The sequence below is a fragment of the Yersinia kristensenii genome (assembly GCF_900460525.1).
GTDB classification, from domain to species: domain Bacteria; phylum Pseudomonadota; class Gammaproteobacteria; order Enterobacterales; family Enterobacteriaceae; genus Yersinia; species Yersinia kristensenii.
In genome coordinates this window covers 880,015-905,919 of the sequence record NZ_UHIY01000001.1, presented here as the reverse complement: position 1 = coordinate 905,919, position 25,905 = coordinate 880,015, and the positions used below count along the sequence as shown (strand labels likewise).

Sequence of the window (25,905 nt, the reverse complement as noted above, 5' to 3'; positions counted from 1 at the left end):
TGATTGCAGGACTTTTTTTATCTGCGGGACACATTTAATGTGTAAACTGTTAATCATTAGCCATCAGTCTCGACATCGGGTACCTGGATAATTTCGGCAGCGAATGCCCCAACGGCAGCGGTGCTTTCTGGTAATCTTTAGCGTGATTCTCAACTTCGAATGGGGAAAAAAATGCGGATTAAAGTGTTACTTGGTCTTTCAGCGGCATTGTTGCTGGCAGGCTGTAGCTCCACTAATCAATTGAGTTCAGCGGGCGAGCAAGTGAAGTTCTCCGATACCAAACCGGGTAGTGAATGCCAGTTGGTTGGGCAGGTGACGGGGACTCAGAGCAATTGGATCTCAAGCGGTGAAAGTAGCTCGATGCGCGGTGCGGCAAATGATCTGCGCAATAAAGCAGCGGCAATGGGCGGCAATGTTATCTATGGCGCAACCAGCCCGAGTGAAACCTTCTTATCAAGCTTTGCACCGCTAGACAGCAAAATGGTCGGCGAAGTCTATAAGTGTCCTTGATATCTGAAGCTCGAACGTGAATAAATCAGGGGAGGCTATAGCATCCCCTGATTGTTATACCCGTCATCTTTCAAATTACAGATGTGTTGGTTACACTCAAGCACCCGAATTATTCATCCTGCATCAATCGGAGGTCTAGTGGTGTTTTGCTAGGTTGCCCCCCAACTTCTCGCGTTAAGCGCGGCACCAGATACCCAGACACACGCCGCAGTAATCCTTTCATTAATTGCCGAGCTTCATCGTCATCGACCATAAAATGAGCCGCACCTTGTACCTTATCCAGCACATGGATGTAATAAGGCAGAATTCCGGCATCAAATAATGCATTACTTAATGTTGCCAACACCTCAGCATCATTATTGACGCCACGTAACAACACACTCTGATTTAACAGGGTTACGCCCGCTTGTTTCAGCTGTGCCATACTGTCACGGAAAGATGCGTCAATCTCATTGGCGTGGTTGATATGTGTCACCATCACCACCTGTAATCGCGAATTACTCAGCCGCTGGCATAGCTCAGTGGTAATGCGCGCCGGGATGACGACCGGCAAGCGAGTATGAATACGCAACCGTTTGATGTGGGAGATACTTTCGATCTCGTCCAATAACCAACTGAGTTCGCTATCTTTTGCCATTAACGGGTCGCCGCCGGAAAAAATAATCTCATCCAGTTCAGGATGTTGGCGAACATAATCTAGTGCCTGACGCCAATTGGCCTTGTTGCCTTGGTTATCCTGATAAGGGAAATGACGGCGGAAACAATAGCGGCAATTGACAGCGCAGCCGCCCTTGACCAGCAATAGCGCGCGGTTACGATACTTGTGCAATAGGCCGGGAACAACACTGCGCTGTTCATCAAGTGGATCGTCGGTAAAACCGGGAGCGGCAATAAATTCTTCCCGTGCGGTGAGCACTTGAAGCAATAATGGGTCTGATGGGTTTCCCGGTTGCATGCGCGAAACGAATGCGCGGGGCACTCTTAAGGGGAATAAACGACGCGCAGCAGTACCTTGTTGCAGGTTAGGATGTTCATTTAACAGCAAAATTCTTAGCAATTCGTCCGGATCTGTAATTACATCGGCGAGTTGTTGCAACCAATCTTCTCTAATTGGCATGTTTCGGGTTACAATACTTGCCATTTTTTAGGCTTATTACCAGTTTCTTGAGGACCATCATGGCCAGTTATTATAGCAACGATTTTCGTCCCGGTCTTAAAATCATGTTCGAGGGCGAGCCTTATTCAGTTGAGTCCAGCGAGTTCGTAAAACCAGGCAAAGGCCAGGCTTTTGCTCGTGTTAAAATGCGCCGTCTGCTGACCGGCGGGCGTGTTGAAAAGACCTTTAAATCAACAGATTCTCTGGAAGGCGCAGACGTTAACGACCTCAACCTGACTTACCTGTACAACGACGGTGAGTTCTGGCACTTCATGAATAACGAGACTTACGAACAACTGCAAGCCGATGCTAAAGCCATTGGTGATAATGCTAAGTGGTTGATTGATCAGGCTGAGTGTATTGTAACTCTGTGGAATGGTCAGCCTATCGCTGTCACCCCACCAAACTTTGTTGAACTCGAAATTGTTGACACTGACCCAGGTCTGAAAGGTGATACTGCCGGTACCGGTGGTAAGCCTGCAACTCTGAGCACCGGTGCAGTGGTCAAAGTGCCACTATTCGTACAGGTTGGCGAAGTCATCAAAGTTGATACCCGCTCTGGCGAATACGTTTCTCGCGTTAAATAAGTCAGTAGGCCACAATGTTTCAGTTGTGACGAAAACTGCGCTGAGAACAAAAGAAAACCGCTTAATCGGCGGTTTTCTGCTATCTGGATTTGGCCCATTGACGACAGTGATTTAAGTCAGAAAAAGTGCAACATTGTTTTTTTGACTATGCTTATAGGGCGAATTTACTCACGCTCCATAAGGAATTTTTATCATGTTAAAGAAAAGCATCGCTATTATTTTCTCATTATTAGTTATCTCTTCATTGAGCGCCTGTAATACCACCAAAGGTGTCGGTAAAGATGTTCAAAGCGCAGGTAGTGCTATTGAGCGCAGTGCTGAATAAATCTCATACCCGTCATACTGCAAGCTGCATGAGTGTTGGTCACGCTCAATAACCCGAATCACTTACGACGCTCATCGGGATGAATGAGCCTCATCCTTGAGGCTCACCCTGCGGGCTAGCATAAATGCTGTTCAAATCTGTTCCCGACTGATTTGTTTCGCGCGCGCAGCTTTCCTGCAATTCGAATTATTTAGGGCATATATGTCGTGTTATCGGCAGTTATTGCCTACGGTTTTTTGGCGGGGCATGAGATTGCTGCTTATTATTTAGCGTGCTAATCTATCATTCTTATCTATCTGCTGTCTGGGACGACCCAGCACGCATCTATTTTTCTGGGGACGACCCCGCCTGAGTGAAGGGGTTTACCATGGCTTGGATTATTCTGGCTATTGCAGGTTTATTGGAAGTGATTTGGGCTATCGGTCTGAAGTATTCCCATGGTTTTACGCGGCTGACACCCAGTATTGTCACTCTGGTCGCGATGGCCGCCAGTGTTTTCTTATTGGCTTATGCCATGAAAACTCTACCGGCAGGCACGGCTTACGCGGTTTGGACCGGTATTGGTGCGGTGGGGACGGCCATTTTAGGTATTGTGCTGCTCGGCGAATCGGCCAGTTTGGCGCGAGTATTCAGTCTGGGGCTGATTTTAGCGGGAATAATTGGGTTGAAATTAGCGTCATAAATGACAAGGGGGCTCTCCCCCTTAGTCGATTCTATCGGTGGTATAGAAACCTGGGCCTTTCAATATCATTGCCCGGCGATAATTTTCCCCTGCTCCACCCAGATCAATTGCTCCACCAGGAAACCATAATTCTTCGCGATAGCGACCAGGCGGTCTCGAGTTTGGTTATCAATCGTCGGTGTGCGCGATAAAATCCACAGATATTCCCGGTTAGGGCCAGCAATCAAAGCATGTTGGTATTCATCATCCAAATCAATGACGTTATAGCCGCCATAGAATGGGCCAAAGAAAGAGACTTTCAGTGAAGCTTGCTGTGGGGAGCCAATGAAATAGGCTTTCCCGATACTCTCCTGCCATTGCTGTTTCTTCGTGTTATAACCCCGGTTAATGACTTTTACGCCGCCATCATCGCGGAGTGAGTAATTAGCCGTGACACGGTCTAACCCCCGCTCAAAGGAGTGGTCTAGCCGGGCAATTTCATACCACGTGCCGAGATAGCGGGGTAATTGGAAGTTATCGACGATTTTCACGTCTTTTGGCGGCGTTACACTACAAGCGACCGAAAGCAACGTCGCTATTATTACGGATAATTTTGACCACAGACGCATCTGTATTCCTTAATATTCCAATTATTAGTCTGTAATTGAGAATAGCTATCATCCATGAAAGACGCAAATGGATGAATCTGAGTTATTGGTGGGAATGGGGTATAAGCGGGAGAATAAAAAACGGCCCGGCATAAGCGCACGGGCCGCTGAGTGCGTGCGTGGACAATTACAGTGTCAGAACACCGATGATTGCAACCACAGTCAAAATGGCAGCCAGGCCATAGAAAACCCATTTCCCGGCAGGGATGTGGATTTTCAAATCATGCATGGCGTGGTGGATACGGTGTAAACCACACCACAGTGGCAGAATAATCATTAGCAGCAGGAATACGCGGCCAATGAAACTCTGACAAAATGCCAGTACGCGCTCGTAGCTCAATGCTTCGCCGGGGAAAGCGCCCAGAGGCAGCAAAATAGCCACTAACAGAATAACCGCGGGTGCAATAATGGCACTCCACATGCCGCCCGCACCAAACAGACCCCAGAAGATAGGTTCATCGGAGCGCTTAGGGACTTGATTCATCTTGTTCTCCTCCGGGTTAGAGTAAGGCAACGGCCAGAATAATCGCGGTAGCCACGATAGTCACAACCCACAGCGCCTTGATAACTGGCTCTGGACCCATTTTTTCGTCTTTAATAATAATATTGGCGGCTTTCGGTGCCAGTTCAAACCAGGTTTTGGTATGTAACACGGCGGCCAATAACGTAATGATATTGATCAGTAACACCAGCGGGTTTTGCAGGAATCCGACGAAACCTTCCCAGCCGGCCGGGCCACTTTTCAGTGCGAATACTCCGTAAATCAGCAGGATACTGAACCATACTGTGGGCACGGAGGTACCTTCACGCAACATATAAAAACGATAGAAACCGAGCTGTTGCCACCAGTTCGGGGCCATGGTACGGACGTAAGCTTTACGTTTAGTAGTCATTACTGTTTCCCCTCCCTTATTGTGGTTTCAGCATGGCGATCATGAAGTCTTTGGCACTCTCAACCTTGCCTTGCTGGATCGCAGCGGCAGGATCAACGTGTTTAGGACAAACTTCAGAACAGTAGCCGACGAAAGTACAACTCCAGACACCATTTTTGCCGTTAAGCTGTGGCATACGTTCTTTCTTACCGTGGTCACGGTTATCCAGATTGTAACGGTGGGCCAGAGTGATGGCTGCTGGGCCAATAAACTCAGGATTCAGACCAAACTGCGGGCAAGCGGCGTAGCACAGGCCACAGTTAATACAGCCAGAGAACTGATGGTATTTCGCCATCTGAGCAGGAGTCTGTTTATTCGGGCCGTCTTGTGGTTTGCGCTCATTGCCAATAATATAAGGTTTGATGGCTTCCAAACTCTCAATAAAGTGAGTCATATCAACCACTAAATCGCGTTCGATAGGGAAGTTACCCAGCGCCTCAACTTTCATCCCGCCGGTATATTCGCGCAGGAAAGTCTTACAGGCGAGTTTGGGCACCTTGTTGACCATCATGCCGCACGAACCGCAAATCGCCATCCGGCAAGACCAGCGATAAGACAGGTCAGGCGCCAAATTATCTTTGATATAACCCAGCGCATCCAGCAGAGAAGTCTGCTCATCGTAAGGCACTTCAAAGGTTTCGAAGTGAGGTTCGCTATCACGTTCCGGGTTATAGCGCATGACTTCCATTTTCAGGAGTTTCATATCAGTCATTCGCCTGCTCCTTATCCTTTAAATCTTTCGCATCTTTGGCGTCTTTCGCATCTTGCGCAGTGGCTTCACCACCATAAACGCGTTTTGCCGGTGCCAGCTTGGTAATTTTTACGTCGCTGAGTTCAAGGCGTGGTGCGCCGTTTGGATTATGGAAAGCGAGTGTGTGCTTGAGGAAATTAACATCATCACGCTCGGTGCAACCTTCATCCAGGCGCTGGTGCGCGCCGCGAGATTCTCTACGATTGAGAGCAGAGTGAGCCATACATTCGGCGACATCCAAACCATAACCCAGCTCAATGGTGTAGAGCAGGTCGGTATTGAACACACTGGAGTTGTCAGTAATTTTCACACGTTTGAAGCGCTCTTTCAGCTCAGCCAGTTTATCCACGGTTTTCTGCATCAGTTCCGGTGTGCGGTAAATGCCACAACCTTCTTCCATTGACAGGCCCATCTCATCGCGGATTTTGGACCAGTTTTCAGTCCCTTCCTGTTTCATCAGGTTACTCAGGCGTGTTTCCACATCACGGGTTTGGGCATCCAGCGCACTGCCGTTAGCGGGCCCGGTTTCCATGGCGCGCAAAGCGGCTTGTTCGCCCGCAAGACGGCCAAATACCACCAGTTCTGCCAATGAGTTAGAACCCAGGCGGTTTGCACCGTGCAGACCAACAGAAGAACATTCGCCGACTGCAAACAGCCCTTTGATTCGGGTTTCACACTGTTGGTTGGTTTCAATGCCGCCCATGGTGTAATGCGCGGTTGGGCGCACCGGGATGGGCTCTTTAACTGGATCGACACCGACATAAGCTTTTGCCAATTCACAAATAAATGGCAAGCGCTCAAGCAGTTTCTTCTCACCCAAATGGCGCAAGTCTAGATAGACCACATCGCCACGCGGTGTCGCGATAGTGCGGCCAGCGCGCCATTCATGCCAGAACGCTTGCGAAACTTTATCGCGCGGGCCCAATTCCATGTATTTGTTCTTTGGCTCGCCGAGCGGGGTTTCTGGCCCCATGCCGTAATCCTGTAAATAACGGTAGCCGTCTTTGTTGACCAGAATACCGCCTTCACCACGGCAACCTTCTGTCATCAAGATGCCAGAACCCGGTAGGCCGGTTGGGTGATACTGCACAAATTCCATGTCACGTAGTGGAACGCCGTGGTGGAATGCCATCCCCATACCATCACCGGTAACAATACCGCCGTTGGTGTTATAGCGATAAACCCGACCTGCGCCGCCAGTGGCCATGACCACCGCATTCGCACGGATTTGCACCCGCGTGCCTTCCATCATATTCATGGCAACAACACCACGAGCTTGGCCATCATCGACTAGAATATCTAGCACAAAGTGCTCATCAAAGCGTTGAATTTGCGGATATTTTAACGAGGTTTGGAATAGGGTATGCAGCATGTGGAAGCCGGTTTTATCCGCAGCAAACCACGTACGTTCAATTTTCATCCCACCAAAGCGGCGAACGTTAACAGATCCATCGGGTTTACGGCTCCATGGGCAGCCCCAAATTTCCAACTGCGCCATTTCTTCCGGGCAGCTATGAACAAAGTGGTCGACAACATCTTGTTCGCATAACCAGTCACCACCAGCGACGGTATCGTGGAAATGATAGTCAAAGGTATCGTGGTCCTGTGTGACAGCAGCTGATCCCCCTTCGGCGGCCACAGTGTGGCTGCGCATTGGGTATACTTTCGAGATCAGAGCAATCTTCAGCTGAGGGTTGGCTTCCGCTGCGGCTATTGCTGCACGTAAACCAGCGCCCCCGGCCCCGATAATGGCAAGATCGGCGTTAAAGGTTTGCACTGCGCTTCTCCATTGTTCAAATGTTCAAGTGAAAAATATATAAAGTGAATCTCTATTCTTAATGGCTTTTAATATTATTAGCTGGCTAACTGATTGGTTGTTAACCAGAATGATGTTATTAAGAATAGCTATTTCTTACTTTTTGCATGGGAATAATTATACCCAATGCTAATCAGTAGAAATTTGATGTGATCGATTGTTTTGTTTTATTTGAACCGCCTCAAGGGCATTACTAGCAAAAACGTGATCCCAAACAGGATATGCTGGGCAAAAGTCTTTTTCGCAGAGTGAAATGCTGAATCCGGGCGGGAAATCGGCCAAGTGAGTGACAGATTTGTCTGAGTGAGTAGATACGAGTAGACTGCACCCCCTGTTTGATTTCGGAGTTAACCACCATGAGCGAAACGGCAAGCTGGCAGCCGAGTGCACCCATCGCCAATTTGTTGAAGCGCGCAGCAATAATGGCAGAGATCCGGCGTTTCTTTACCGATCGCGGCGTATTAGAAGTTGAAACGCCCACCATGAGCCAAGCGACAGTGACGGACATTCATTTGGTCCCATTCGAAACCCGGTTTGTTGGCCCGGGCGCTGCCGATGGTTTGACGCTGTACATGATGACCAGCCCGGAATATCACATGAAGCGCCTGCTAGCGGCGGGCAGTGGTTCTATCTATCAAATGGGGCGCAGCTTTCGCAATGAAGAAGCTGGCCGTCATCACAATCCTGAATTCACTATGCTGGAATGGTATCGCCCGCATTATGATATGTACCGCTTAATGAATGAGGTCGATGACCTGTTGCAGCAAATTCTGGATTGCAACAGCGCGGAAACCTTGTCCTATCAACAAGCATTCTTGCGCCATTTGGATATTGATCCCTTGTCGGCGGACAAAGCGCAATTACGCGAAGCTGCGGCAAAACTGGATTTAAGCAATATTGCCGATACCGAAGAAGATCGCGATACGCTGCTGCAATTACTGTTCACCGTCGGGGTTGAACCTCACATTGGCCGCGAAAAACCGGCTTTTGTCTATCATTTCCCCGCCTCTCAGGCGTCCCTCGCCGTGATCAGCACTGAAGATCATCGTGTAGCAGAACGTTTTGAGGTTTACTTTAAAGGTATGGAACTGGCGAATGGCTTCCATGAGCTGACTGACGGTGATGAACAACTGAAACGATTTGAGCAAGATAATCGCAGTCGCGAAAAACGTGGTTTGCCACAGCATCCCATCGATATGAATTTGATTGCTGCCCTCAAGCACGGCCTGCCGGATTGTTCCGGTGTGGCGCTCGGGGTTGATCGTCTGGTGATGTTGGCGCTGGGCGCAGAAAGGTTGAGTGATGTTATTGCCTTCCCGGTAGATCGCGCTTAATTCCTCTTCGTCCTTGGCGCCGCAGCGGTGTTAGTTGCACTCGCTCACTCGAATCACTTACTACAATAAGTGATTCGAGATGCGCTCACTTGTACTTCTTCTTATCTCTGGCAGGGCTAAGATAATGGTTCGGTAAAAAATCGCGCCTTATATCCCGCCCTGAAAGGATATAAGGCGCATTGAATAACAATATATGTTCTATTAAAAACACAACAATAATATTGCCAGTTACTTTTAATATTTATCTATACCATGTTACCGATAAGTAATCTCCATGGTTAAATTACCGCTCACTCTCCCTAATGGGATCTTGTGAGTTTTATCCTGTACAATGGGAGACACATTCAGATCAATATGATTGTTGCTTGCCAGATTGCCCTGCCGACTTAATGTCGCCAGATTATATGTATGATTAAATTGCAGCGGCTGGCTGCTTTTATCCAGTAGCCTAAATTTCAGGTTATCTACGGGCATATTATTAGCAGCAACTGTATCAAGTATGCCTGGTGACGTTGAGTTACCGCTAAATACCACATCAGCGTTATCCGGTGGCAAGGTGCAGGTACTTTCCAGGGTCAGCGTTTTTGATACTGAGCGATCATTCTTCAGATCTTCGGTGGTAATATCCCCCAAATCAAATTCAGCCGGTACCCTTATATTACAGGTATTTCCCCGAAATCTGAATGTATATACGGCATTAATCGGAGCCATGGCTTTTGGCCCTGTGTTAGACTGAAGACCAAAACTCAAATTCAAATTCACTGTCTTGTCCTCCGAACCGTATTTTTTAAAAAAGCCCCTAAGTTTGACAAATACCACCCGAAAACCTTCAGGCCCGCTCTGGGTATCGGCGATTTTTATATAATTCTCATTAATCCTGAACCAATGCATGGCTTCCGTTACAAAGTTCGTATTAAATGCCCGAACTCTAGCCAGGAAATAGTAGCCAATCTCTGGTACATTGGAGCGATAGACCTGTGTAACGCCACGATATGGTGGTGGCAAGAATATATTACCTCCTACTGTCCCACGGCTGACGGCGTCGCCTTCAACCAGTAACCGATATTCCTTACTGTCACACTCTAAATGTGCTGAAATTCCTTGCACAAGATAGCTAGTTGCTGCCACTTCAGAATACGTTGGTAGTTTCTCAAACTGATCAACATTTATATCAACTATAGGTGAGTTATTGTAACTCTTTAAATGCATAGGGTTCACCGCACACCATGAAAAGGCTACCTGACTGTAAAAAAGAAACCCTAAGGCGATAAAAAACGGCTTTAACATATTCTGCATCTCCCGATATGATTATTGATGATAAATGCACCGACAGCGCAGCGCCTCTGGATAATAAGCTAAAAGCATGGTAGCTGATCGGGACCGAAAAAATGCACGTCCCTTATAACTGATATCACTGATTTGAATAAGCTACCGGAATTGCCTCAACAGAAATATTAATCATTTTCACTATATTACTTGTAAGTGATTTCCCTATTTAAATGATTATTTACCATTCCTCAATAGGTTCTTGCGATATATCTACCACAGAAACACCAACCTTGAGATTAATATGATTAACCTTAGGGAATATCCCCGTGCCAACGATGTCAGAATATAAGTATGATTAAATCGTAATGGCCGATAATCTCTGCCCAACATCGTAATATAGATAACCCCCATACTTAAATTGTTGACGACTTATCTTCCGGTTATCCCTTCTAGTGATAAGCGATGGTAATAGAAACCGCCCCGGTAAAGTCCCCAAAATCCCCCGCAGACAGTATTGTGCCTGGGCGCGGTTTGACCTGCGCCAAAAAAGAGGCATCGACCCTTCCCGTCCGCGCGCTATCACTGATTTCCACATATTCGGGGTTGAAAGGAATTGCCGTTGCATCATTTTTCATCAGTTGTAGATAGTAACTCTGAATATCTTGCTGCTGTTGCGTGGTTTGAAGTTTCAATTGGCCATCTCTATTCCATTGCCCGGTAACCGGTGTAAGACTCACCTGCACCCGGTTTAGTGTTCCTAGGTCATCACTGCAGTCAATTTCAAGCGGTACCCTGACCTGCGGTGCATTCGCTAGATCCCTAGCGGAATAGCTGCCCAAATCAATGGTTGAATCGATCCCTTTCCCCTGATTAATCTGGCAGGAGTTCATGATAATATTCGCGCGCACCACCACGGTGGCCGACCGTTGCAAAGTTCGCGTCAGTACGGCCGCCACATCCTGTACAACCCCCAGTGAAAAAAAGATTAATGCCAGGATCTGCAACACTTTTCGACGATAATAATCTCGGCTCATAGCACCACCTTGGCGGGATAAGGTTGGATACCCCCCTGATCGTTAATCGCATTCAAAATAAGCTCACCACTGGAATCCAACGGCGTTTTGATGGTGACCTCACTCATCGGCTTTAGCGTGGCAATATTGCGATCATCTTCTTTTTTCAGCTCAATCTTCTTACCGTTCAGCTGCACAGAGGAAATCGCAAGGTAATAAGGTGTCGGGTTTTTTAACATAAGATATCCACTGCTCTTTTTCAGTTGCAGTGTTTTTTCCGCATCCACACGCCCGGCAATCAGTGATGCTGGGCGATAAATCAGCTTCACCCGGGTGTTAATAGCCACTGCCAGCTTGTTTCCTTCACCGGTCGGGGCCGGGGGGATCTCCTGCACATTAATCCAGAATAGACTTTCCCGATCCTGCGGTAATTCGGCCAGATTCAGACCCAATATTCTGATAACCTGCTTTTTGCCACTGTCTACCGTAAAGAAGGTTGGTGCCGGCATAAAATTAACATTTGCTGCATCATCCCCGCTCTGAGAGTCTATCCAGACTTGGCCGCCGTAGGTTTTCGGCCCTTGGTTGTCAACCTCCACAGTAATAGCTTTCTTGTCCCCATTAAAAATAAAGCGGGTGCCGTTAAGCACAAAAGCTGCATGGCTTAATTGAGTGACGAACAACAGGGAAAGCACGAATGCTAGTAAACTGTAATGATATTTATGCCAATTATTATTTCTCACATATCACCTCTTGTACTGTTTGTTGATTGGCTGATAGCCCCGCCAGGGACAGACGACATTGCGTTTTATCCGGTTGCGTCAGGGTCAGCGCTTTCACCTTTTCATCATTCAGGCTGACAAAAAGGACGCCCCCTTTGGAGACAAACCCTGCCTCAGAACCTTTATCGGTTATTGCATAAGTATTGAAAGGTAACGTTTTTTTTGTGAGTTTATCCCGCACTCGTAGCAGGTAACGGCGCGTCTCCACATAATTAAATTGATAGAAATGTAATGACCGTTCTGTCGGGATGACATTTACACTGCTGTTTACCAGTTCAATATTAGCCGGCAGGTTATCCCCCCCCACCGAGATTTGGTTTTTCGTATAAGGCTGCAGATTGACCACAGCATCTCCAAAGCCGTTGGTTTGTAACCCCGAACTCAGGCTCACCCCCGCCAAATCTCCCACATTAACAACGGCAGCCGTCGTATACTGTTCTGCGGTCAGAACCGGATGAGAATTTCCCGCCTGCACCAGGCTGCCACCAATCTGGGCAGACATATTGCGGGCGCCGCGATTGTCCTGAGAATACGATAGGGCGGTATTGGCACTGTCAAAACTGTAACTGCTGCTAATAAATTGACTGACCACCTCACTTGAGCGGTTGATCCCGACGTTATAGGTCAGGCGATCTGTCACGTCCCCAGAAACACTCTGGCTGATATTCACCTTATGATTGTTGTCATACCCCACCGAAGTCGAACTGTAGTGATTGCGGTTAAATGCACTGAACGGCACGGCAAGAGACAGTCCGAAGCTAAACGTATCGCGCTGGTCCGGGTTGTAATTTGTATCGCTGTAGTTGGCCGATAATAGCAAAGAGGCTTTTTTTACGGGGACACTAAGACTCAGGGAAGCCCCGCTTTGTTTTTGACTATTCCAGTAAGACTGTGTCCAGTAAGAAGCATTCAGATAAGCGCTGCCCAGACGATGTGTAAATAGGGCTTCATAGCGCTGACGTGCATTGCTTTCACCGCGTTTGCTGGGGTAAAAATCGACGAAGTCAACATAGTTTTTATTGGTATAGCGATAACCTATCAGCTGTAACGTCGTATATTCCGCCAGATTTTTGGCGTATTTCAGTGCAGCGTTATAACCCTCGGTGATCCCCATTTTGGCATAGTGCGCCCGGGAACCTTGCATACTGGCAGAGACAGCCCCGAAACGGCCCATTGAGCGGGTTATTCCGACACCGGCATTTTGATAATCTTTATGCAGTACCAACGAAGTATTTAGGGTTAGCGGATTAAAACCATAGTCTATTTCTCCCTGCAGAAAAGGCGTGCGCAGTTTCTCCCGCGTGGCCGGATCATTCCGCCCTCGTTGCCTGTCATCACGGATCCCGGTGCTGAAAACATAATCCATATTACCGGGGCGCAGCAGCGAAGGCAGCACAGTCACTGGGAAGACCTGCACGGACTCCGAGCCGTCCTCCTCCCGCACGGTAACAATCAGATCGCCGTTCCCTACCATCCCCAGATCTCGTAAGACATACGGCCCAGGAGGCACCATCTGGGAGTAGAGGGTATAGCCGGATTGGGTGACAGTGATACGGGCATTACTTTTTGCCACCCCGGAAATAATCGGCGCATAACTGTGGTTACGCCAGCCGGTCATGTTCTGGTTATAGCGTAAAGACAGGCCATAAAATCCGAAACCGCTGTTCATGGCACTGCTGGTTTGCAATTTACCCAGCGCTAAATCACCACTGATTTCCCCCAATGCTGTGGATAATTGGTAATAGGGCACGACTGGGCCACTGTTTTTGCCGGTATACATATTACCCGAGAACACCCAACGCCCCATATTGGCATGCCCGTCAATACTGCCATAATACTGGCCCTCGGTACGGTTACCTTTATTTGCATTCAGCAGATAACGCAGGTTCACCCCCCTCGTACCATAATCCCAGTTACGATAGTCAACGTTATGGGTATCTTTCAGTGCGGCCTGTGGAATAGAAAGGCGTAATGCCTGAGCACCATAGTCGAAATGAACCGTTGAATCGGGCAATTGACTCAATATGTAGCAACCACGCACAGCATTAAAACCCGATTTAAAAAACTCGGGTTCAATATGGATACCATTCTTGGCCAGAAAGTCCGTCGACAGACAAACTCCTCGTTTATCATCATCTTTGAGAATAATATTGTCCCGGCCGATTTTTTTATCGTTTAAATAAATGTCGGCAAGATATTCCCCCGGAACAATCTCGCCATATCCCTGCTTAAATACAGCGGGAATTTCCCCACCGCCACGGATAAAACTGATATTAAAATCTTGTTTTTCCGCATGGACGGCTGTCTGGAAAACTAATGGAAATATAAGGCATATATTTTTTTTCACAAAATGCCCTCCCACTCCCCAATTAAGAAAGTGAATTAAAATTCTGTATTTATAAACTTACAGATGAACAGAAAATATATATTAAACAAACACCCGGTATTTACCGGGTGTTTGACGCCATAAGCCTGTCAAAATAACACTACTATCTAAAATAAGACGTCTGTTTACTTAGGGCGTAAATAGTATTGACTATTATTTATATACCGCGCTGAATGTCGCGTGAGACGTCACTGAACCCGCAGTTACAGCTGCACCACCACCAGTTGGAACCATGTGTGCACGCAATGAAATAGCGCCTGTATTGGCGGCCAGATCCATTTGATCTACGGTTTGGTGATTAGCACTGAAAGTCTGCCAGTTATTACCGTTGGTCATACCTTCCAGCTTGACGGATACGCCGCGCGCTGTACCGTTTTCATTAGCAAGATTATTTGAAGAGTCCCATGGCCCAGTGAAAGTCAGCTCAAGGGTTTTAGAGCCATCAGTACAGGCTTGCGCCGCACCAGTAGCCGGACGAAGGGTGAAGTTAACATCCTCAGATTTTGCCGCCGCCCCAGTTAAAGTCGTTGCAGAAACAACACCAAGGTCAATATCGTTGGCCTGAGTACCATCATTATTTAGTACTACCAAATCACAGGTGGTATCCGTTACTGAACCGTTAAAATTAACAATACCGGTACTTGCCGCAAATGACGAAGAGCTTGCAAGTAATACAGTCAATGGCAGCAGCATGAATTTATTTTTCACAATATTAATTCTCCATCAATAATACCTTGCGCATAATTTAATATACGAGGTAATACATTAGTTAAATAATGATTTAATAAAAATAGCTATTCGTGATAGCTCTCAGCATTTAAGTAGATCATCAAATATTGATCAAATTGTTTTTACAGATCATTTTTTTGTTTTTAATAGATAAAACCTATTAGATGTCATCTATCGATCGTTTTTACAGATCGATTATGTTGTGATAGATTAATGACAATCGAACGTAACCAAGAATGAATTGGTAAGACTTAATAAGTAAAAAAATATATATACATATAATTAAATTAGTTGGATTATTATTCATTATGACTTTAATTAATAATAAGACTGGCAATCTTTCATTAACTAATAATAATTCAAACAGATATATAACTATTGTACTTTTGTTTTATTTTAAATAGATAAATAGCGATTGAATCCAGAGGTGATTTATTTTTTTATTTAAAATAAATTTCTTATTACACGGATTTTCTTCACCGTGTTTTACTCGGTAGGTATCGTTGATGTCAAAAAAACTGGAGCAGGATCTGGCTATTTACCGGAAGAAAAAACTTTGGCGTTGCCCAGTATTTTTTCGGTATTACACGCCTGTCTCTACCGGAAAATATGACTGGGAATAACCCGGCCGATGATGAGTTGAATACCAGGTTGGGCGTGGGGGCGGCTATCGAGATATGGATACCCGGTTCCAGATAATGCCTTTTTATAAGAAAAGTTATGTTGGGGAAAGAAACCGTCACTGAAAAGAACATAAAGGGCTATAGCCTTATTCTTATACGGCGGGCGCAACACTGAAAACACATTATCAGTTGTCACCCCACTGACGTTTTTGGCGGGAAGAGGGAGTAATCCGTTATCCTGATATGATCGGTTAAAGTGAGAATGCCACCTTAAAATCATTATAGCGTTATCACTTTATCAAGACGTCCCTCAAAATAAGTGGCTAATGGGGACAATGCCAAATTCCAGCTCTGGATTGGACATTGTCTATTTTCTTTGGGCATTATGTCACCCTAAATAAAGTAACTTCAACAGGCTATTTTCATTAGGAAAAGAGCCTTATTGATCTTACAAACTGCCCGGCGTGCGGTTGCGATTCGAAGACACCACGCGCCCACGGCCCAAAGTTTCCAGACGGGCCTGGAATGGAGGGAATGGCAGGGTGATGCCGTGCTCGCGGTAACCGGCCAGAATCAACTGATGAATTTCATGGCGCAGTGGCATACGATGGCCCATTTCGGCGGCATAAATACGCAGTTCGAAAATCTGGATCCCTTGCTGGAGATCGACCAAATAGACCTCCGGTGGTGGGTTATCCAAGACCAAGGTGCAGCGGCGCGCGGCGGTCAGTAATACTTCCGTCACTTCCTCGCTGCTGGTTTCTGCTGGGGCCGGTACGGTCAAGACCACACGGGTAATGGAATCTGACAGCGACCAGTTAATAAATTGCTCAGTAATAAAGGCCTTATTCGGCACAATAATTTCTTTACGATCCCAATCTGAGATGGTTGTGGCGCGAGTATTAATTTTGGTGACGCTACCGGTGAGGTCACGGATAGTCACGGTATCGCCGATCCGGATCGGTTTTTCAAACAAGATTATCAAGCCGGAGACGAAGTTGGCGAAAATCTCCTGCAAACCAAAGCCTAACCCCAAACCCAGTGCGGCAACTAGCCACTGGAATTTCGCCCATTCGATCCCCAGCATAGAAAAACCGACCAAACCTCCGATCAGTATCAATAGATATTTGGTAATCGTGGAGATGGCATAACCGGTTCCAGGTGTCAGATCTAAGTGTTGTAACAGTGCCAACTCCAGCAACGCTGGGAAGTTACGCACCAGTTGGGTTGTGACGATCATCACCAGAATAGCGATCAGCAGTGATCCCATGGTGATCGCCTGTACTGATTCAATACCATTTATTGTCGATGAAGAATCCCACAAGCGAATATTTTCCAGGAAACCAAAAGCTGAGTGAATCTCAGACCACAGCACTATCACAGAAACTAACGCGATCATGGTCAGAATGGATCGCACCAGCCGCAGAGACTGCGCACTGATGACATCCAGATCAATCACCGGTTCTTCAACATCAATGGAACCTTCCGTGCTGTTATTGTGTGGCGTGGTATCGTCTTCGCCACGGGCACGTTGCGCCAGAATATCAGCACGGCGCTGTTTGGCGCGATCAAAGGCAATACGGCGGCGCTGAATCAGCATCCAGCGGCGGATAATATGATAAACCACCAACAGGAAGAACCAGATAGCGACCGAGGTCTCCAGACGGGCTAACAATGCCTGTGATGTGGTGAGATAACCCAGTGCAGATGCAAACGCTGCCACCAAGGGGGCAGACAGCAACAGCCCCCACAGTGCGGTGTTAACGATATTATCGCCAGAACCTTTTTTATCCAGATAGAGTGGGATACCCGCCCGTTTCAAGCTGTTGGTAACCAAACTTAAGGCAATACACAGCAAAATAAAGCACAACCGGCCCAGTGTGCCAGCGAATTCGCGGTCGTTATAATTCTCGAAGGTAATCAGGGCCATCATCAATGGGATAATCAACCACACTGACATGCGATAGAAACGCATTGCCCGCCCCACTTGGGTCGGTGACCAGCGGAAGTGGGTAATGAACAGGCCATGGGGATGGGCAAATGAGGCGCTTATCATAAACACCCACAGCACCGGCACGGTCGCGGTGACGGCATTGCCAATGGCGATAGCCATCGGATACGACCAGGCATTTTGCAAACCATACCCGACTGCTGCCCATAAGACAGGCAACGGCAGCGCCATCAGAATGGACCAAAATACGGTGCGTAATGTCAGGGAGAAATGGTCTTGTGTAACCTTACCAACACGGCTGCTGGCCCGCTCGAGGAAAGCATGATAATGACGCCGAGAACTGATACTGAAGCCGACAAACAGCAGTGCGCCAATAATTGGCAGCAATGTTTCTTGGCTAGTCATCATCATGACAAAGGCTTGGCTGAGCTGCGAAAGGGTGTCCAGTGACAGCAAGCGAGTGAGATCATGGGCGACGTTAAGCGGGTAAGAGAGTGATATCGGGCTAACATCCGCGACCCAAAACAGGTAACGATGGGTGGCCTCGCGCACTTCGCTTAAGGCGTCCACTAATTGGCTGTTGGCCACTTTCAGCTTGGTCAGCTCAAGAATCTGAGTGTCATAACCGGATAACAGAGAGTTCAATAACTCGCGTTGGGTGCGTAATTGGGCATCCAGAATCCGCTGTTGTTCCGTGGTCAATGGCGTGCCGTCGTCTTGCATGAGCCGGGTATTTTGCTGCTGTAACTTCTCCAGCATATCTTCATATTGCAGACGCTGAACCCGCAACTGGGCCATATCGCGATCCAATTGCTGATTTTTGGGCACATCTGGCAACCTCGCGACTTGTGCTCGCAATGCTTCACCTAACGCGGTTGAAACACCCAACCACTGCGCCTGCTCACGGATAGTGCTAAGTGCCTGCCGAACCTGCTGAGTTTGTGTGACAGCCTGGCGTTGCTGCGAGGAAATAAGGTCAATGCGCTGTACTTGCTGATTCAGCGCTTGAGACAAATCGCGGTTTATTTGCAACTGCTGGGTAATCGATTCAGGTAAATCACCGCCTTGTTCGGCCAGTAATTCTGTGCGCTCGAGCGCTTGTTCTGCCGCTTGTTGGCGCTGACTATTCAGGTTGTTACGCAAGCTCTGGAGTTGGGCATCGACCCGCTCCTGACGCTTTTTGTATAACTCGGCCCGTAGCCGGGAAAGCTCTTGGCGATTATTGGCGGAGAGTTGAGAAAGTTCCAGCTCATTGGCTTTCGCTTTGCGGGCCACGGCTTCAGCTTGTAATAAGGCCAACTGCGCTTGGGCTACTGGGGTCGCGGGGCTACTTTGCGCCTGAAGTCGTGTGCTGATTTCTGTCAGAATGCGCCGGGCTTCTGATTGCTGTTGCGGTAGCTGATTCAGTGACTCACTGATTTCCCGTGCGCGGTCTTGTTCCTGCTGTGACAGGCGGCTCAACTCTAATAATTGGCTGCTGACTTGCAGCACTTGCTGTTCCAGTTCGGACGTGGACAGATTGTTAGGGACCGGCAGAGGTTTATCCCCTTCCTGTGCCAATTGTTGGCGTAACTCACGGGTGAGCTTAGGAAAGTCATCAATCGCTTTTTGATACTGCTGGGCGCGGATATCAGACTCTTTCGCATCCGCTAACCAACTGAGGGCCCCTTGCAGCGCCTGAACAATTTCTGCTTGATTTACCATCCCTTTATTGGCTTCAGCCTGTTTCAGCTCTTGTCTGAGCTGATCTTCATTTGGCTGAGTTGCCGCATGAAGCGGCAGGGACAACAACATTACCAATGACAGTAAAATTGCAGAAAACCATGAAATTATTAGGCGCACGTAAGGGTTCCTTAACATCAATGTCTTGTTAGCCGAAAACTAGCACGGCGGGGTCGCGGGGATAGCTTCGGCTAATACTTCACCCATGCGGGTCACTGAGCCGCTGTTTAACTGTGGCGCTAAATGAACTTTGCCCTCAGCAAACAAGTTAATCACCGTCGAGCCCAATTTAAAGCGGCCCATTTCTTGCCCTTTCTCTAGCACGACAGCACCTTCAGCCCCGGCCTGTGGGTAAGTCCAGCGGCGAATAACCCCTTCGCGTGGTGGGGTAATAGTGCCCGCCCAGACGGTTTCTATGCTGCCCACGATAGTGGCACCCACCAGAATTTGCGCCATTGGGCCAAAGGCGGTGTCAAAGATACAAATGACGCGCTCGTTACGGGCGAACAGGTTAGGAACATTCGCTGCGGTCAATGGATTGACCGAGAATAAATCACCCGGCACATAAATCATTTCCCGCAATACACCATCACATGGCATATGCACCCGGTGATAATCGCGCGGAGCCAGATAGGTCGTGACAAACTGCCCATTCTGGAACTCAGCAGCCAGCATATAGTTACCTGCTAGCAAAGCTTCCACGCTGTAGTTGTGGCTTTTTGCCTGCAAGATTTGCCCATCATGAATGGTGCCTAACTGACTGATAGCGCCATCAGCCGGTTGAGCTAATAGATTTTCTTCAGCAACAATCGGGCGTGCACCGGCGCGTAGCGGGCGGACAAAGAATTCGTTAAATGTACGATAAGCAGAGAATTCAGGGGCTTGCGCTTCTTTCATATCAACTTTGTAATAGCGGGCAAACGCCTTGATGACCAGTTGCGTCAACCAGCCACCTTGTTTATCTGCGCCCCAGCCCGCCAAACGGGTCAGACCAAGCTTAGGAAGTAAATATTGTAATCTGATTTTGAGACTATCCAGCACGTAGACCTCTAGAATTGACTATGAATCTTAAAAATTGGGGGCGCATAGTATTGGTCTGCGCCCACGACTTTTCATCTATAAAACTGACGGTTATCTATAAAACTGACGGTTATCTATGAAATTGGGGGCCGACAGGAGACATCATTTCTCGTCACTATCTGATGTCTTGCGTGGCTTCGCCTGCTCCATACTTTCCAGAATTCGATGATAATTATCAAAGCGTTCCTCGGCAATTTTACCTTGCTCTACTGCTTCACGCAGTGCGCAGCCGGGATCGGTGGTGTGGCTACAATCGCGGAACTTGCAATGACCAAGATAATCACGGAATTCGACAAATCCTTGCGTAATTTGTTCCGGAGCCAGATGCCACAGGCCAAACTCACGTACTCCCGGTGAATCAATCACATCACCACCATGCTGGAAGTGATATAAACGAGCGGCGGTAGTGGTGTGCTGGCCCAGCCCTGAGTTGTCGGACACGGTATTGACCAGAATTTCATTATCTGTTGGTGGTAACAAGGCATTCAATAGGCTGGATTTACCTACCCCAGACTGACCGGCAAAAATACTTATCCGCCCAGCCAGCGCCTGTTCAAAAGCTTCCATCCCCTCACGGGTTTGGCTGGAAACTTCCAATACGTTGTAGCCAATCCGGCGATAGATATCCATCATGCCATCGACGAATTTGCGGCCGTCGGCGTCCAGTAAATCGATTTTATTCAGTACAATTAACGGCTCGACATCTAATGTTTCACAGGCCACCAGATAGCGGTCGATGATATTAAGCGAAAGTTCGGGCAAGATCGCCGAAACGATCACGATCTGATTAATATTCGCGGCGATCGGCTTCACACCGTCATACAGATCAGGGCGTGTTAGAACGGATGTCCGCTCGTGAACGGCTTCGACAATACCTTTAACGCGCACACCTTCCTGCGCTTGCAGGCCGGGACGCCAGACCACACGGTCACCCGTCACCAGTGACTTGATAGTGCGACGGATATTACAACGGTGCTGAACACCATCGGCAGCTTCCACATCGGCATGCTGACCGAAACGACTGATTACGATACCTTCTTGCGCATCGCCAAGCTGAGAGTCATCTAACTCAGGTTTTCTATCAGTGCGTAGCCGGCGCTGATGGTTAGCCTGTACACGGCGTTGCTGACCTTTCGACAGTTTATTCTTACTCACTGTGCCTCACTTGAATCTGCATATATCGCTGGTTGCGACCAAAAGGGCTATGATACACATTATTTTATCAATTAACCGTTTGTTCGGTAGTCTCACCGGCTAACAGGTAGGAAAAATCATGACAGAAAATCAAAATAATCTAATCTGGATCGATCTGGAAATGACCGGTCTTGATCCGCTGCGGGATCGGATCATTGAGATAGCTACTCTGGTTACTGATGCTAACCTGAATATCCTGGCAGAAGGCCCGGTGTTGGCCGTCCACCAGTCTGATGAGCAGCTTGGGCTAATGGATGAGTGGAATGTGCGCACGCATACCGGCAGTGGGTTGGTTCAGCGAGTTAAAGACAGCCCCTTTAGTGATAGTGATGCTGAATTGCAAACTATTGAATTTCTAAAGCAGTGGGTTCCGGCAGGCGTTTCCCCTATTTGTGGTAACAGCGTGGGCCAAGACCGGCGTTTCCTGTTCCGTTATATGCCAGAGCTTGAAGCCTACTTCCATTACCGTTATCTGGACGTGAGCACCTTAAAAGAACTGGCCCGCCGCTGGAAACCCGAGATTCTGGCTGGTTTTAAAAAGAAAAATACTCATCAGGCACTGGATGATATCCGCGAGTCAGTCGCTGAACTTGCTTATTATCGCGAGCATTTTATTCAATCTTAGTCCCTTTCGGCCTTGAAGCTGTGGGGGTGTTAGCTGCGCGCACTTACCCGAATCACTTACTGATGTAAGCTCATCGGGGCGCGTTTGCTGGCTGCCTACCTACAACTCCAATGACTTTGGGGAACCTTTCGGCCTTGAACCTGTGGGGGGCTTGCGAGTAGCCCGGCCTGCAATTTCAATAACTTTGGGTATATACTGTGTCAGGCGCTGGTAAAAACAGCATATTGCTGTTTTAATCGGCACTTGAATCAAAAAATGATTTTTTTGCTTTCAGGGGCTTGCGGCAAAACGGATTTCTCGTATAATGCGCACCCCGTACCGATGAAGAATTCGCGAGCTTGCGCAAACAGATTCAGTACTGGAAAGTATGACACAGAGCGGGAATAGCTCAGTTGGTAGAGCACGACCTTGCCAAGGTCGGGGTCGCGAGTTCGAGTCTCGTTTCCCGCTCCAATTTCTTGAATCAAAAGAGATTGGTCATAAAGAAATAATCAGTATAGAGATAAAAAGTATAGAAGTTGATGCGCTGTTTTTCTTTTATAGTGCATGACAGCGACGCGGGAATAGCTCAGTTGGTAGAGCACGACCTTGCCAAGGTCGGGGTCGCGAGTTCGAGTCTCGTTTCCCGCTCCAAATTTTTATTTTTTTGCGCTGGTCATTTCAGATAGTCAAATGCTGTTTTAACGGCATCTCAATGCGGGAATAGCTCAGTTGGTAGAGCACGACCTTGCCAAGGTCGGGGTCGCGAGTTCGAGTCTCGTTTCCCGCTCCAAAATGTTTCATTCAATCTTGTCTTAATTATCCACAGCCCAATCGTGCGCTGCACCTCGTTTCACATACATTGTATTAACTTCTTCAACAGAGTTATCCACAGATTCTGCTGTTTTTATATTCAGTTCATTATTTAACCACTTAAATTCCTGATTTAATAACAATTTGATTTTATTGCATATATTTTTATGTAAAAACGTTATGCCGATCACTTGTGCTTTTTTTCGCACTTGATTGCCAAGGTGTTTTTATTTTTATGCACAGGAAAAGTCTGGGTTCATTCATATTAAAAATAATTGAAAAAACCCTGCTCAATATCATGTGATATCAGGCAAAAGCGGCTTCAGGCATCTCGTGGCAGGCCTTTTTCAATCGCTCTCACCAGCCGTTTTTTCTGCGGCGATTGAACATCCCCAATCAGTGTAGACCGTCTTTTCAATTGCTGTGAGATGGCCCATTCAATATGTTCATCTAACATCGGATCTATGCCGCGGCGCGCTTCCAATGCCAACACGATATTATCGAGATAGGGCGCATTACCCAATGCCACTGAGATATTGCGTAACCAGCGCAGGTGACCAATTCGCCGGATGGCAGAGCCTTCGGTTATCCGTAAGAACTTCTCTTCATTCCAGCTAAATAAATCCAGCAACTGTGGGGTGTGCAGCACAACACGAGGGCTGAAATCTTCTTCGTCAGTTAATTGCGAAAAGCGGTTCCACGGGCAGATAAGCTGGCAATCATCACAACCATAAATACGATTGCCCATTAACGGGCGAAACTCTTCCGGTATTGCGCCCTCCAACTCAATGGTCAGATAGGAGATACAGCGGCGCGCATCAACAGTATAGGGCGCGACGATGGCCCCGGTCGGGCAGGTGGTGATGCAAGCAACACAACGCCCGCATTGTTCTTCTTGGGGTTTATCGATCGGCAGCGGTAGGTCAATGAGCAGCTCGCCCAAGAAGAACCAGGATCCGGCCTCACGATTTAAAATAAGTGAGTGCTTACCAACCCAGCCAATCCCTGCTTTAGCCGCCAGTGACCGCTCCATTATCGGGGCTGAATCGACAAACGGGCGGAAATTGATATCGTCACCGGTCTGTTCCAGGCAATAGCTCTGGATCATATCGCCCAGCTTTTTCAGGCGCTGGCGCAATAATTTATGATAGTCGCGGCCTAATGCATAACGGCTGACATAACCGAGTTCTGCATTCTTTAATGTGCTGGCAAATGCGGCCTTGGCAGGCAGATAATTCATTCGCACGCTAATTACCCGCAAAGTTCCGGGTAATAATTCATGGGGGCGCGCGCGCAGCATACCGTGGCGGGCCATCCAGGCCATTTCGCCATGATATTGTTTATCAAGCCAAGCCTGTAAGCGCGGTTCTTCCGCTGACAGATCTGTATCGCAGATGCCGACTTGCTGGAAACCTAGCGATTGCCCCCATTGCTTGATATGTTGGGCTAATTGATTCAGATCGAGGGGATGTGCCATGACGGACCATAGTAAGAAACAAATCAGTGTCAGTTTACCACACTCTGTTTTTTCTGCGGACTGGGTGCGCCAGAATGAGGCGATCGCCGCGGCACACTTCTCCCTGAGCTTATTTGACCTGATGGTGAGAGCCGGAAATGCAGCATTTGAACTGGCGCGAAAGCAATACCCCGCCGCGCGCCACTGGTTAATTTTATGCGGCCACGGTAATAACGGTGGCGATGGCTACATTGTTGCCAGCAGGGCATTAGCAGCGGGTCTGAATGTGACGCTGATTGCTTGTCCGGGCAATCGGCCCTTGCCCGCAGAAGCTCATCAGGCGCAATCTCAATGGCTGGCCGCGGGCGGCGTGATTAATCAACCTAATATCTTATGGCCACAACATATCGATTTAATTATTGATGGCTTACTCGGTATTGGTCTGCGAGCCGCGCCGCAAAGCGTTTATGCTACGCTGATTGACACGGCAAACCGCCATCATGCCGCAAAAATCTCCCTGGATATTCCGTCTGGGCTGAGTGCCGACAGTGGCGCGGCTCTCGGCTCAGTCATTCGCGCGGATCACACTCTGACTTTTGTCACCCTAAAGCCCGGTTTGCTCACGGGACAAGCCCGTGATTGGGTGGGGCATTTACACTGCAATGATTTAGGATTGGCACCATGGCTCGCCACTCAACCCGTACAAATTGAGCGCCTGACCGCCGGTAATCTGCCGCAATGGCTGAAACCGCGCCGCCCTTGCGCTCATAAAGGTGAGCATGGGCGATTATTGCTGGTGGGGGGCGATAAAGGGTTGGGCGGCGCGATTCGCATGGCGGGAGAAGCTGCGCTGCGTAGCGGTGCTGGGCTAGTGCGAGTACTCACTCACATTGAGCATGTGGCCCCGATGTTAGCTGCTCGTCCAGAGCTGATGGTGCAGGAGTTAACCGATGAAACCCTGGCGCAAAGTATGGATTGGGCTGATGTATTGGTGGTCGGGCCGGGATTAGGACAATCTGATTGGGGTCGAAATGCTCTGAATTTATTGCAACAAAGTGATAAACCAGCATTATGGGACGCTGATGCACTCAACTTGCTGGCATTAAATCCGCTGAAGCGTCAGAATCGGGTATTGACCCCTCATCCTGGTGAAGCTGCCCGCCTGCTTGGTTGCCGCGTCGCTGATATTGAGAGTGACCGCTTACTTTCCGCCCGTAACATCGTTAAACAATATGGTGGCGTGGTGGTCTTGAAAGGGGCTGGTACTCTTATTGCCAGTGAACAGGGCGAGATGGCGATTGCTGATGTCGGTAATGCGGGTATGGCCTCCGGCGGTATGGGGGATATTCTGTCCGGTATTATTGGGAGTTTGATAGCACAAAAGCTGGTGCTGTATGATGCCGCCTGTGCAGGTTGTGTTGTGCATGGCGTTGCCGCAGACAAACTGGCTGAAGTTCAAGGCACCCGGGGTTTACTGGCCACAGATTTGCTGTCAGTTATTCCGAAGTACGTTAATCCTGAGTTAGCAAAATAGATATCACAG

At 48.1% G+C, this 25,905-nt stretch carries 23 protein-coding genes, 3 tRNA genes and 1 pseudogene; 10 read left to right on the top strand and 17 right to left on the bottom strand.

The features are described 5' to 3' along the window. The first annotated feature begins 171 nt into the window (after nucleotides 1-171). Entirely contained in the window at nucleotides 172-510 is a 339-nt protein-coding gene (locus tag DX162_RS04205; protein WP_005175566.1) for a DUF4156 domain-containing protein, read from the top strand. Nucleotides 511-619: 109 nt separating this feature from the next. Here the strand turns inward: DX162_RS04205 and epmB are convergent, their stop codons facing one another. After that, the gene (gene epmB, locus DX162_RS04200) at nucleotides 620-1,651 is read right to left on the bottom strand and encodes an EF-P beta-lysylation protein EpmB (RefSeq protein WP_032820428.1); all 1,032 of its coding nucleotides are present in this window, start codon (nucleotides 1,649-1,651) and stop codon (nucleotides 620-622) included. A 35-nt stretch (nucleotides 1,652-1,686) separates the two neighbouring features. Between epmB and efp the strand changes: the two genes are divergently transcribed. From efp to sugE, 3 genes are all read left to right on the top strand, one after another. Next, complete coding sequence (gene efp, locus DX162_RS04195) at nucleotides 1,687-2,253, top strand: elongation factor P (RefSeq protein ID WP_049561631.1); 567 nt, start codon at nucleotides 1,687-1,689, stop codon at nucleotides 2,251-2,253. 193 nt (nucleotides 2,254-2,446) lie between these two features. Next, nucleotides 2,447-2,578 (top strand): entericidin A/B family lipoprotein, encoded by a 132-nt coding sequence (locus DX162_RS04190; protein ID WP_004392446.1) that lies wholly within the window; start codon nucleotides 2,447-2,449, stop codon nucleotides 2,576-2,578. A 367-nt stretch (nucleotides 2,579-2,945) separates the two neighbouring features. Then, entirely contained in the window at nucleotides 2,946-3,260 is a 315-nt protein-coding gene (sugE, locus tag DX162_RS04185; RefSeq protein WP_004392447.1) for a quaternary ammonium compound efflux SMR transporter SugE, read from the top strand. Nucleotides 3,261-3,325: 65 nt separating this feature from the next. On the opposite strand, the gene blc is transcribed toward sugE, so the two are convergent. From blc to frdA, 5 genes are all read right to left on the bottom strand, one after another. Further along, entirely contained in the window at nucleotides 3,326-3,868 is a 543-nt protein-coding gene (gene blc, locus DX162_RS04180) for an outer membrane lipoprotein Blc (protein WP_032820813.1), read from the bottom strand. Nucleotides 3,869-4,034: 166 nt separating this feature from the next. Then, a complete protein-coding gene (gene frdD, locus DX162_RS04175; protein WP_004392449.1) occupies nucleotides 4,035-4,391 on the bottom strand; it encodes a fumarate reductase subunit FrdD in 357 nt (118 codons plus the stop codon). A 16-nt stretch (nucleotides 4,392-4,407) separates the two neighbouring features. Beyond that, complete coding sequence (gene frdC / locus DX162_RS04170; protein ID WP_032820814.1) at nucleotides 4,408-4,800, bottom strand: fumarate reductase subunit FrdC; 393 nt, start codon at nucleotides 4,798-4,800, stop codon at nucleotides 4,408-4,410. Nucleotides 4,801-4,816: 16 nt separating this feature from the next. Further along, entirely contained in the window at nucleotides 4,817-5,551 is a 735-nt protein-coding gene (locus DX162_RS04165; protein ID WP_032820816.1) for a succinate dehydrogenase/fumarate reductase iron-sulfur subunit, read from the bottom strand. After that, nucleotides 5,544-7,367: a fumarate reductase (quinol) flavoprotein subunit gene (gene frdA, locus DX162_RS04160; protein WP_004392452.1), complete on the bottom strand. Its 1,824-nt coding sequence runs from the start codon at nucleotides 7,365-7,367 to the stop codon at nucleotides 5,544-5,546. The genes DX162_RS04165 and frdA overlap by 8 nt, the downstream gene beginning before the upstream one ends. A 395-nt stretch (nucleotides 7,368-7,762) precedes the next feature. Here frdA and epmA point away from each other — a divergent pair, with 395 nt between their 5' ends. Then, nucleotides 7,763-8,740 carry an elongation factor P--(R)-beta-lysine ligase gene (gene epmA / locus DX162_RS04155; RefSeq protein ID WP_032820817.1) on the top strand — a complete coding sequence of 326 codons (978 nt, stop codon included), beginning with the start codon at nucleotides 7,763-7,765 and terminating at the stop codon, nucleotides 8,738-8,740. 255 nt (nucleotides 8,741-8,995) lie between these two features. Here epmA and DX162_RS04150 read toward each other — a convergent pair whose 3' ends face one another. From DX162_RS04150 to rsgA, 9 genes and pseudogenes are all read right to left on the bottom strand, one after another. Then, nucleotides 8,996-10,027 (bottom strand): fimbrial protein, encoded by a 1,032-nt coding sequence (locus DX162_RS04150; RefSeq protein ID WP_032820819.1) that lies wholly within the window; start codon nucleotides 10,025-10,027, stop codon nucleotides 8,996-8,998. 431 nt (nucleotides 10,028-10,458) lie between these two features. Continuing rightward, entirely contained in the window at nucleotides 10,459-11,043 is a 585-nt protein-coding gene (locus DX162_RS04145; protein ID WP_032820820.1) for a fimbrial protein, read from the bottom strand. Further along, nucleotides 11,040-11,765 (bottom strand): fimbrial chaperone, encoded by a 726-nt coding sequence (locus DX162_RS04140; protein ID WP_050413829.1) that lies wholly within the window; start codon nucleotides 11,763-11,765, stop codon nucleotides 11,040-11,042. The genes DX162_RS04145 and DX162_RS04140 overlap by 4 nt, the downstream gene beginning before the upstream one ends. Continuing rightward, nucleotides 11,755-14,151: a PefC/AfrB family outer membrane usher protein gene (pefC, locus tag DX162_RS04135; protein WP_032820821.1), complete on the bottom strand. Its 2,397-nt coding sequence runs from the start codon at nucleotides 14,149-14,151 to the stop codon at nucleotides 11,755-11,757. The genes DX162_RS04140 and pefC overlap by 11 nt, the downstream gene beginning before the upstream one ends. Nucleotides 14,152-14,343: 192 nt before the next feature. Continuing rightward, a complete protein-coding gene (locus DX162_RS04130) occupies nucleotides 14,344-14,898 on the bottom strand; it encodes a fimbrial protein (RefSeq protein WP_004392458.1) in 555 nt (184 codons plus the stop codon). A gap of 923 nt (nucleotides 14,899-15,821) precedes the next feature. Then, a pseudogene (locus DX162_RS22535) lies at nucleotides 15,822-15,981 on the bottom strand (IS256 family transposase); the annotation flags it as partial. 9 nt (nucleotides 15,982-15,990) lie between these two features. Further along, nucleotides 15,991-19,335 carry a miniconductance mechanosensitive channel MscM gene (gene mscM, locus DX162_RS04120; protein ID WP_032820822.1) on the bottom strand — a complete coding sequence of 1,115 codons (3,345 nt, stop codon included), beginning with the start codon at nucleotides 19,333-19,335 and terminating at the stop codon, nucleotides 15,991-15,993. A gap of 39 nt (nucleotides 19,336-19,374) precedes the next feature. Further along, nucleotides 19,375-20,256, bottom strand: a complete 882-nt coding sequence (asd, locus tag DX162_RS04115) for an archaetidylserine decarboxylase (RefSeq protein ID WP_004392461.1) — start codon at nucleotides 20,254-20,256, stop codon at nucleotides 19,375-19,377. A 141-nt stretch (nucleotides 20,257-20,397) separates the two neighbouring features. Then, complete coding sequence (gene rsgA / locus DX162_RS04110; protein WP_004392462.1) at nucleotides 20,398-21,450, bottom strand: small ribosomal subunit biogenesis GTPase RsgA; 1,053 nt, start codon at nucleotides 21,448-21,450, stop codon at nucleotides 20,398-20,400. 118 nt (nucleotides 21,451-21,568) lie between these two features. On the opposite strand from rsgA, the gene orn reads away from it, so the two are divergent. The 4 genes from orn (at nucleotide 21,569) to DX162_RS04085 (ending at nucleotide 22,886) form a co-directional block, all read left to right on the top strand. Beyond that, nucleotides 21,569-22,114, top strand: a complete 546-nt coding sequence (gene orn, locus DX162_RS04105; protein ID WP_004392464.1) for an oligoribonuclease — start codon at nucleotides 21,569-21,571, stop codon at nucleotides 22,112-22,114. Between the two features lie 377 nt (nucleotides 22,115-22,491). Further along, nucleotides 22,492-22,567, top strand: a tRNA-Gly gene (locus tag DX162_RS04095). A 104-nt stretch (nucleotides 22,568-22,671) separates the two neighbouring features. After that, nucleotides 22,672-22,747, top strand: a tRNA-Gly gene (locus DX162_RS04090). 63 nt (nucleotides 22,748-22,810) lie between these two features. Beyond that, nucleotides 22,811-22,886 (top strand) — tRNA-Gly (locus tag DX162_RS04085). A gap of 22 nt (nucleotides 22,887-22,908) precedes the next feature. Here the strand turns inward: DX162_RS04085 and DX162_RS22265 are convergent. Together DX162_RS22265 and queG are read right to left on the bottom strand one after the other, a co-directional pair. Next, nucleotides 22,909-23,115: a hypothetical protein gene (locus DX162_RS22265; protein ID WP_032820824.1), complete on the bottom strand. Its 207-nt coding sequence runs from the start codon at nucleotides 23,113-23,115 to the stop codon at nucleotides 22,909-22,911. A 113-nt stretch (nucleotides 23,116-23,228) separates the two neighbouring features. Next, complete coding sequence (gene queG, locus DX162_RS04075; RefSeq protein WP_004392468.1) at nucleotides 23,229-24,383, bottom strand: tRNA epoxyqueuosine(34) reductase QueG; 1,155 nt, start codon at nucleotides 24,381-24,383, stop codon at nucleotides 23,229-23,231. Here queG and nnr point away from each other — a divergent pair. Beyond that, nucleotides 24,382-25,896 (top strand): bifunctional ADP-dependent NAD(P)H-hydrate dehydratase/NAD(P)H-hydrate epimerase, encoded by a 1,515-nt coding sequence (gene nnr / locus DX162_RS04070; protein WP_004392467.1) that lies wholly within the window; start codon nucleotides 24,382-24,384, stop codon nucleotides 25,894-25,896. The two genes, queG and nnr, sit on opposite strands and share 2 nt — an antisense overlap. Nucleotides 25,897-25,905 lie beyond the last annotated feature (9 nt).

Coding starts and splice junctions, on each gene's coding strand:
- orn (WP_004392464.1), top strand. CDS start 21,569: ATGACAGAAAATCAAAATAATCTAATCTGGATCGATCTGGAAATGACC.
- DX162_RS04205 (WP_005175566.1), top strand. CDS start 172: ATGCGGATTAAAGTGTTACTTGGTCTTTCAGCGGCATTGTTGCTGGCA.
- epmA (WP_032820817.1), top strand. CDS start 7,763: ATGAGCGAAACGGCAAGCTGGCAGCCGAGTGCACCCATCGCCAATTTG.
- queG (WP_004392468.1), bottom strand. CDS start 24,383: ATGGCACATCCCCTCGATCTGAATCAATTAGCCCAACATATCAAGCAA.
- frdC (WP_032820814.1), bottom strand. CDS start 4,800: ATGACTACTAAACGTAAAGCTTACGTCCGTACCATGGCCCCGAACTGG.
- sugE (WP_004392447.1), top strand. CDS start 2,946: ATGGCTTGGATTATTCTGGCTATTGCAGGTTTATTGGAAGTGATTTGG.
- DX162_RS04150 (WP_032820819.1), bottom strand. CDS start 10,027: ATGTTAAAGCCGTTTTTTATCGCCTTAGGGTTTCTTTTTTACAGTCAG.
- frdD (WP_004392449.1), bottom strand. CDS start 4,391: ATGAATCAAGTCCCTAAGCGCTCCGATGAACCTATCTTCTGGGGTCTG.
- DX162_RS04165 (WP_032820816.1), bottom strand. CDS start 5,551: ATGACTGATATGAAACTCCTGAAAATGGAAGTCATGCGCTATAACCCG.
- DX162_RS04190 (WP_004392446.1), top strand. CDS start 2,447: ATGTTAAAGAAAAGCATCGCTATTATTTTCTCATTATTAGTTATCTCT.
- efp (WP_049561631.1), top strand. CDS start 1,687: ATGGCCAGTTATTATAGCAACGATTTTCGTCCCGGTCTTAAAATCATG.
- epmB (WP_032820428.1), bottom strand. CDS start 1,651: ATGGCAAGTATTGTAACCCGAAACATGCCAATTAGAGAAGATTGGTTG.
- nnr (WP_004392467.1), top strand. CDS start 24,382: ATGACGGACCATAGTAAGAAACAAATCAGTGTCAGTTTACCACACTCT.
- blc (WP_032820813.1), bottom strand. CDS start 3,868: ATGCGTCTGTGGTCAAAATTATCCGTAATAATAGCGACGTTGCTTTCG.
- DX162_RS04145 (WP_032820820.1), bottom strand. CDS start 11,043: ATGAGCCGAGATTATTATCGTCGAAAAGTGTTGCAGATCCTGGCATTA.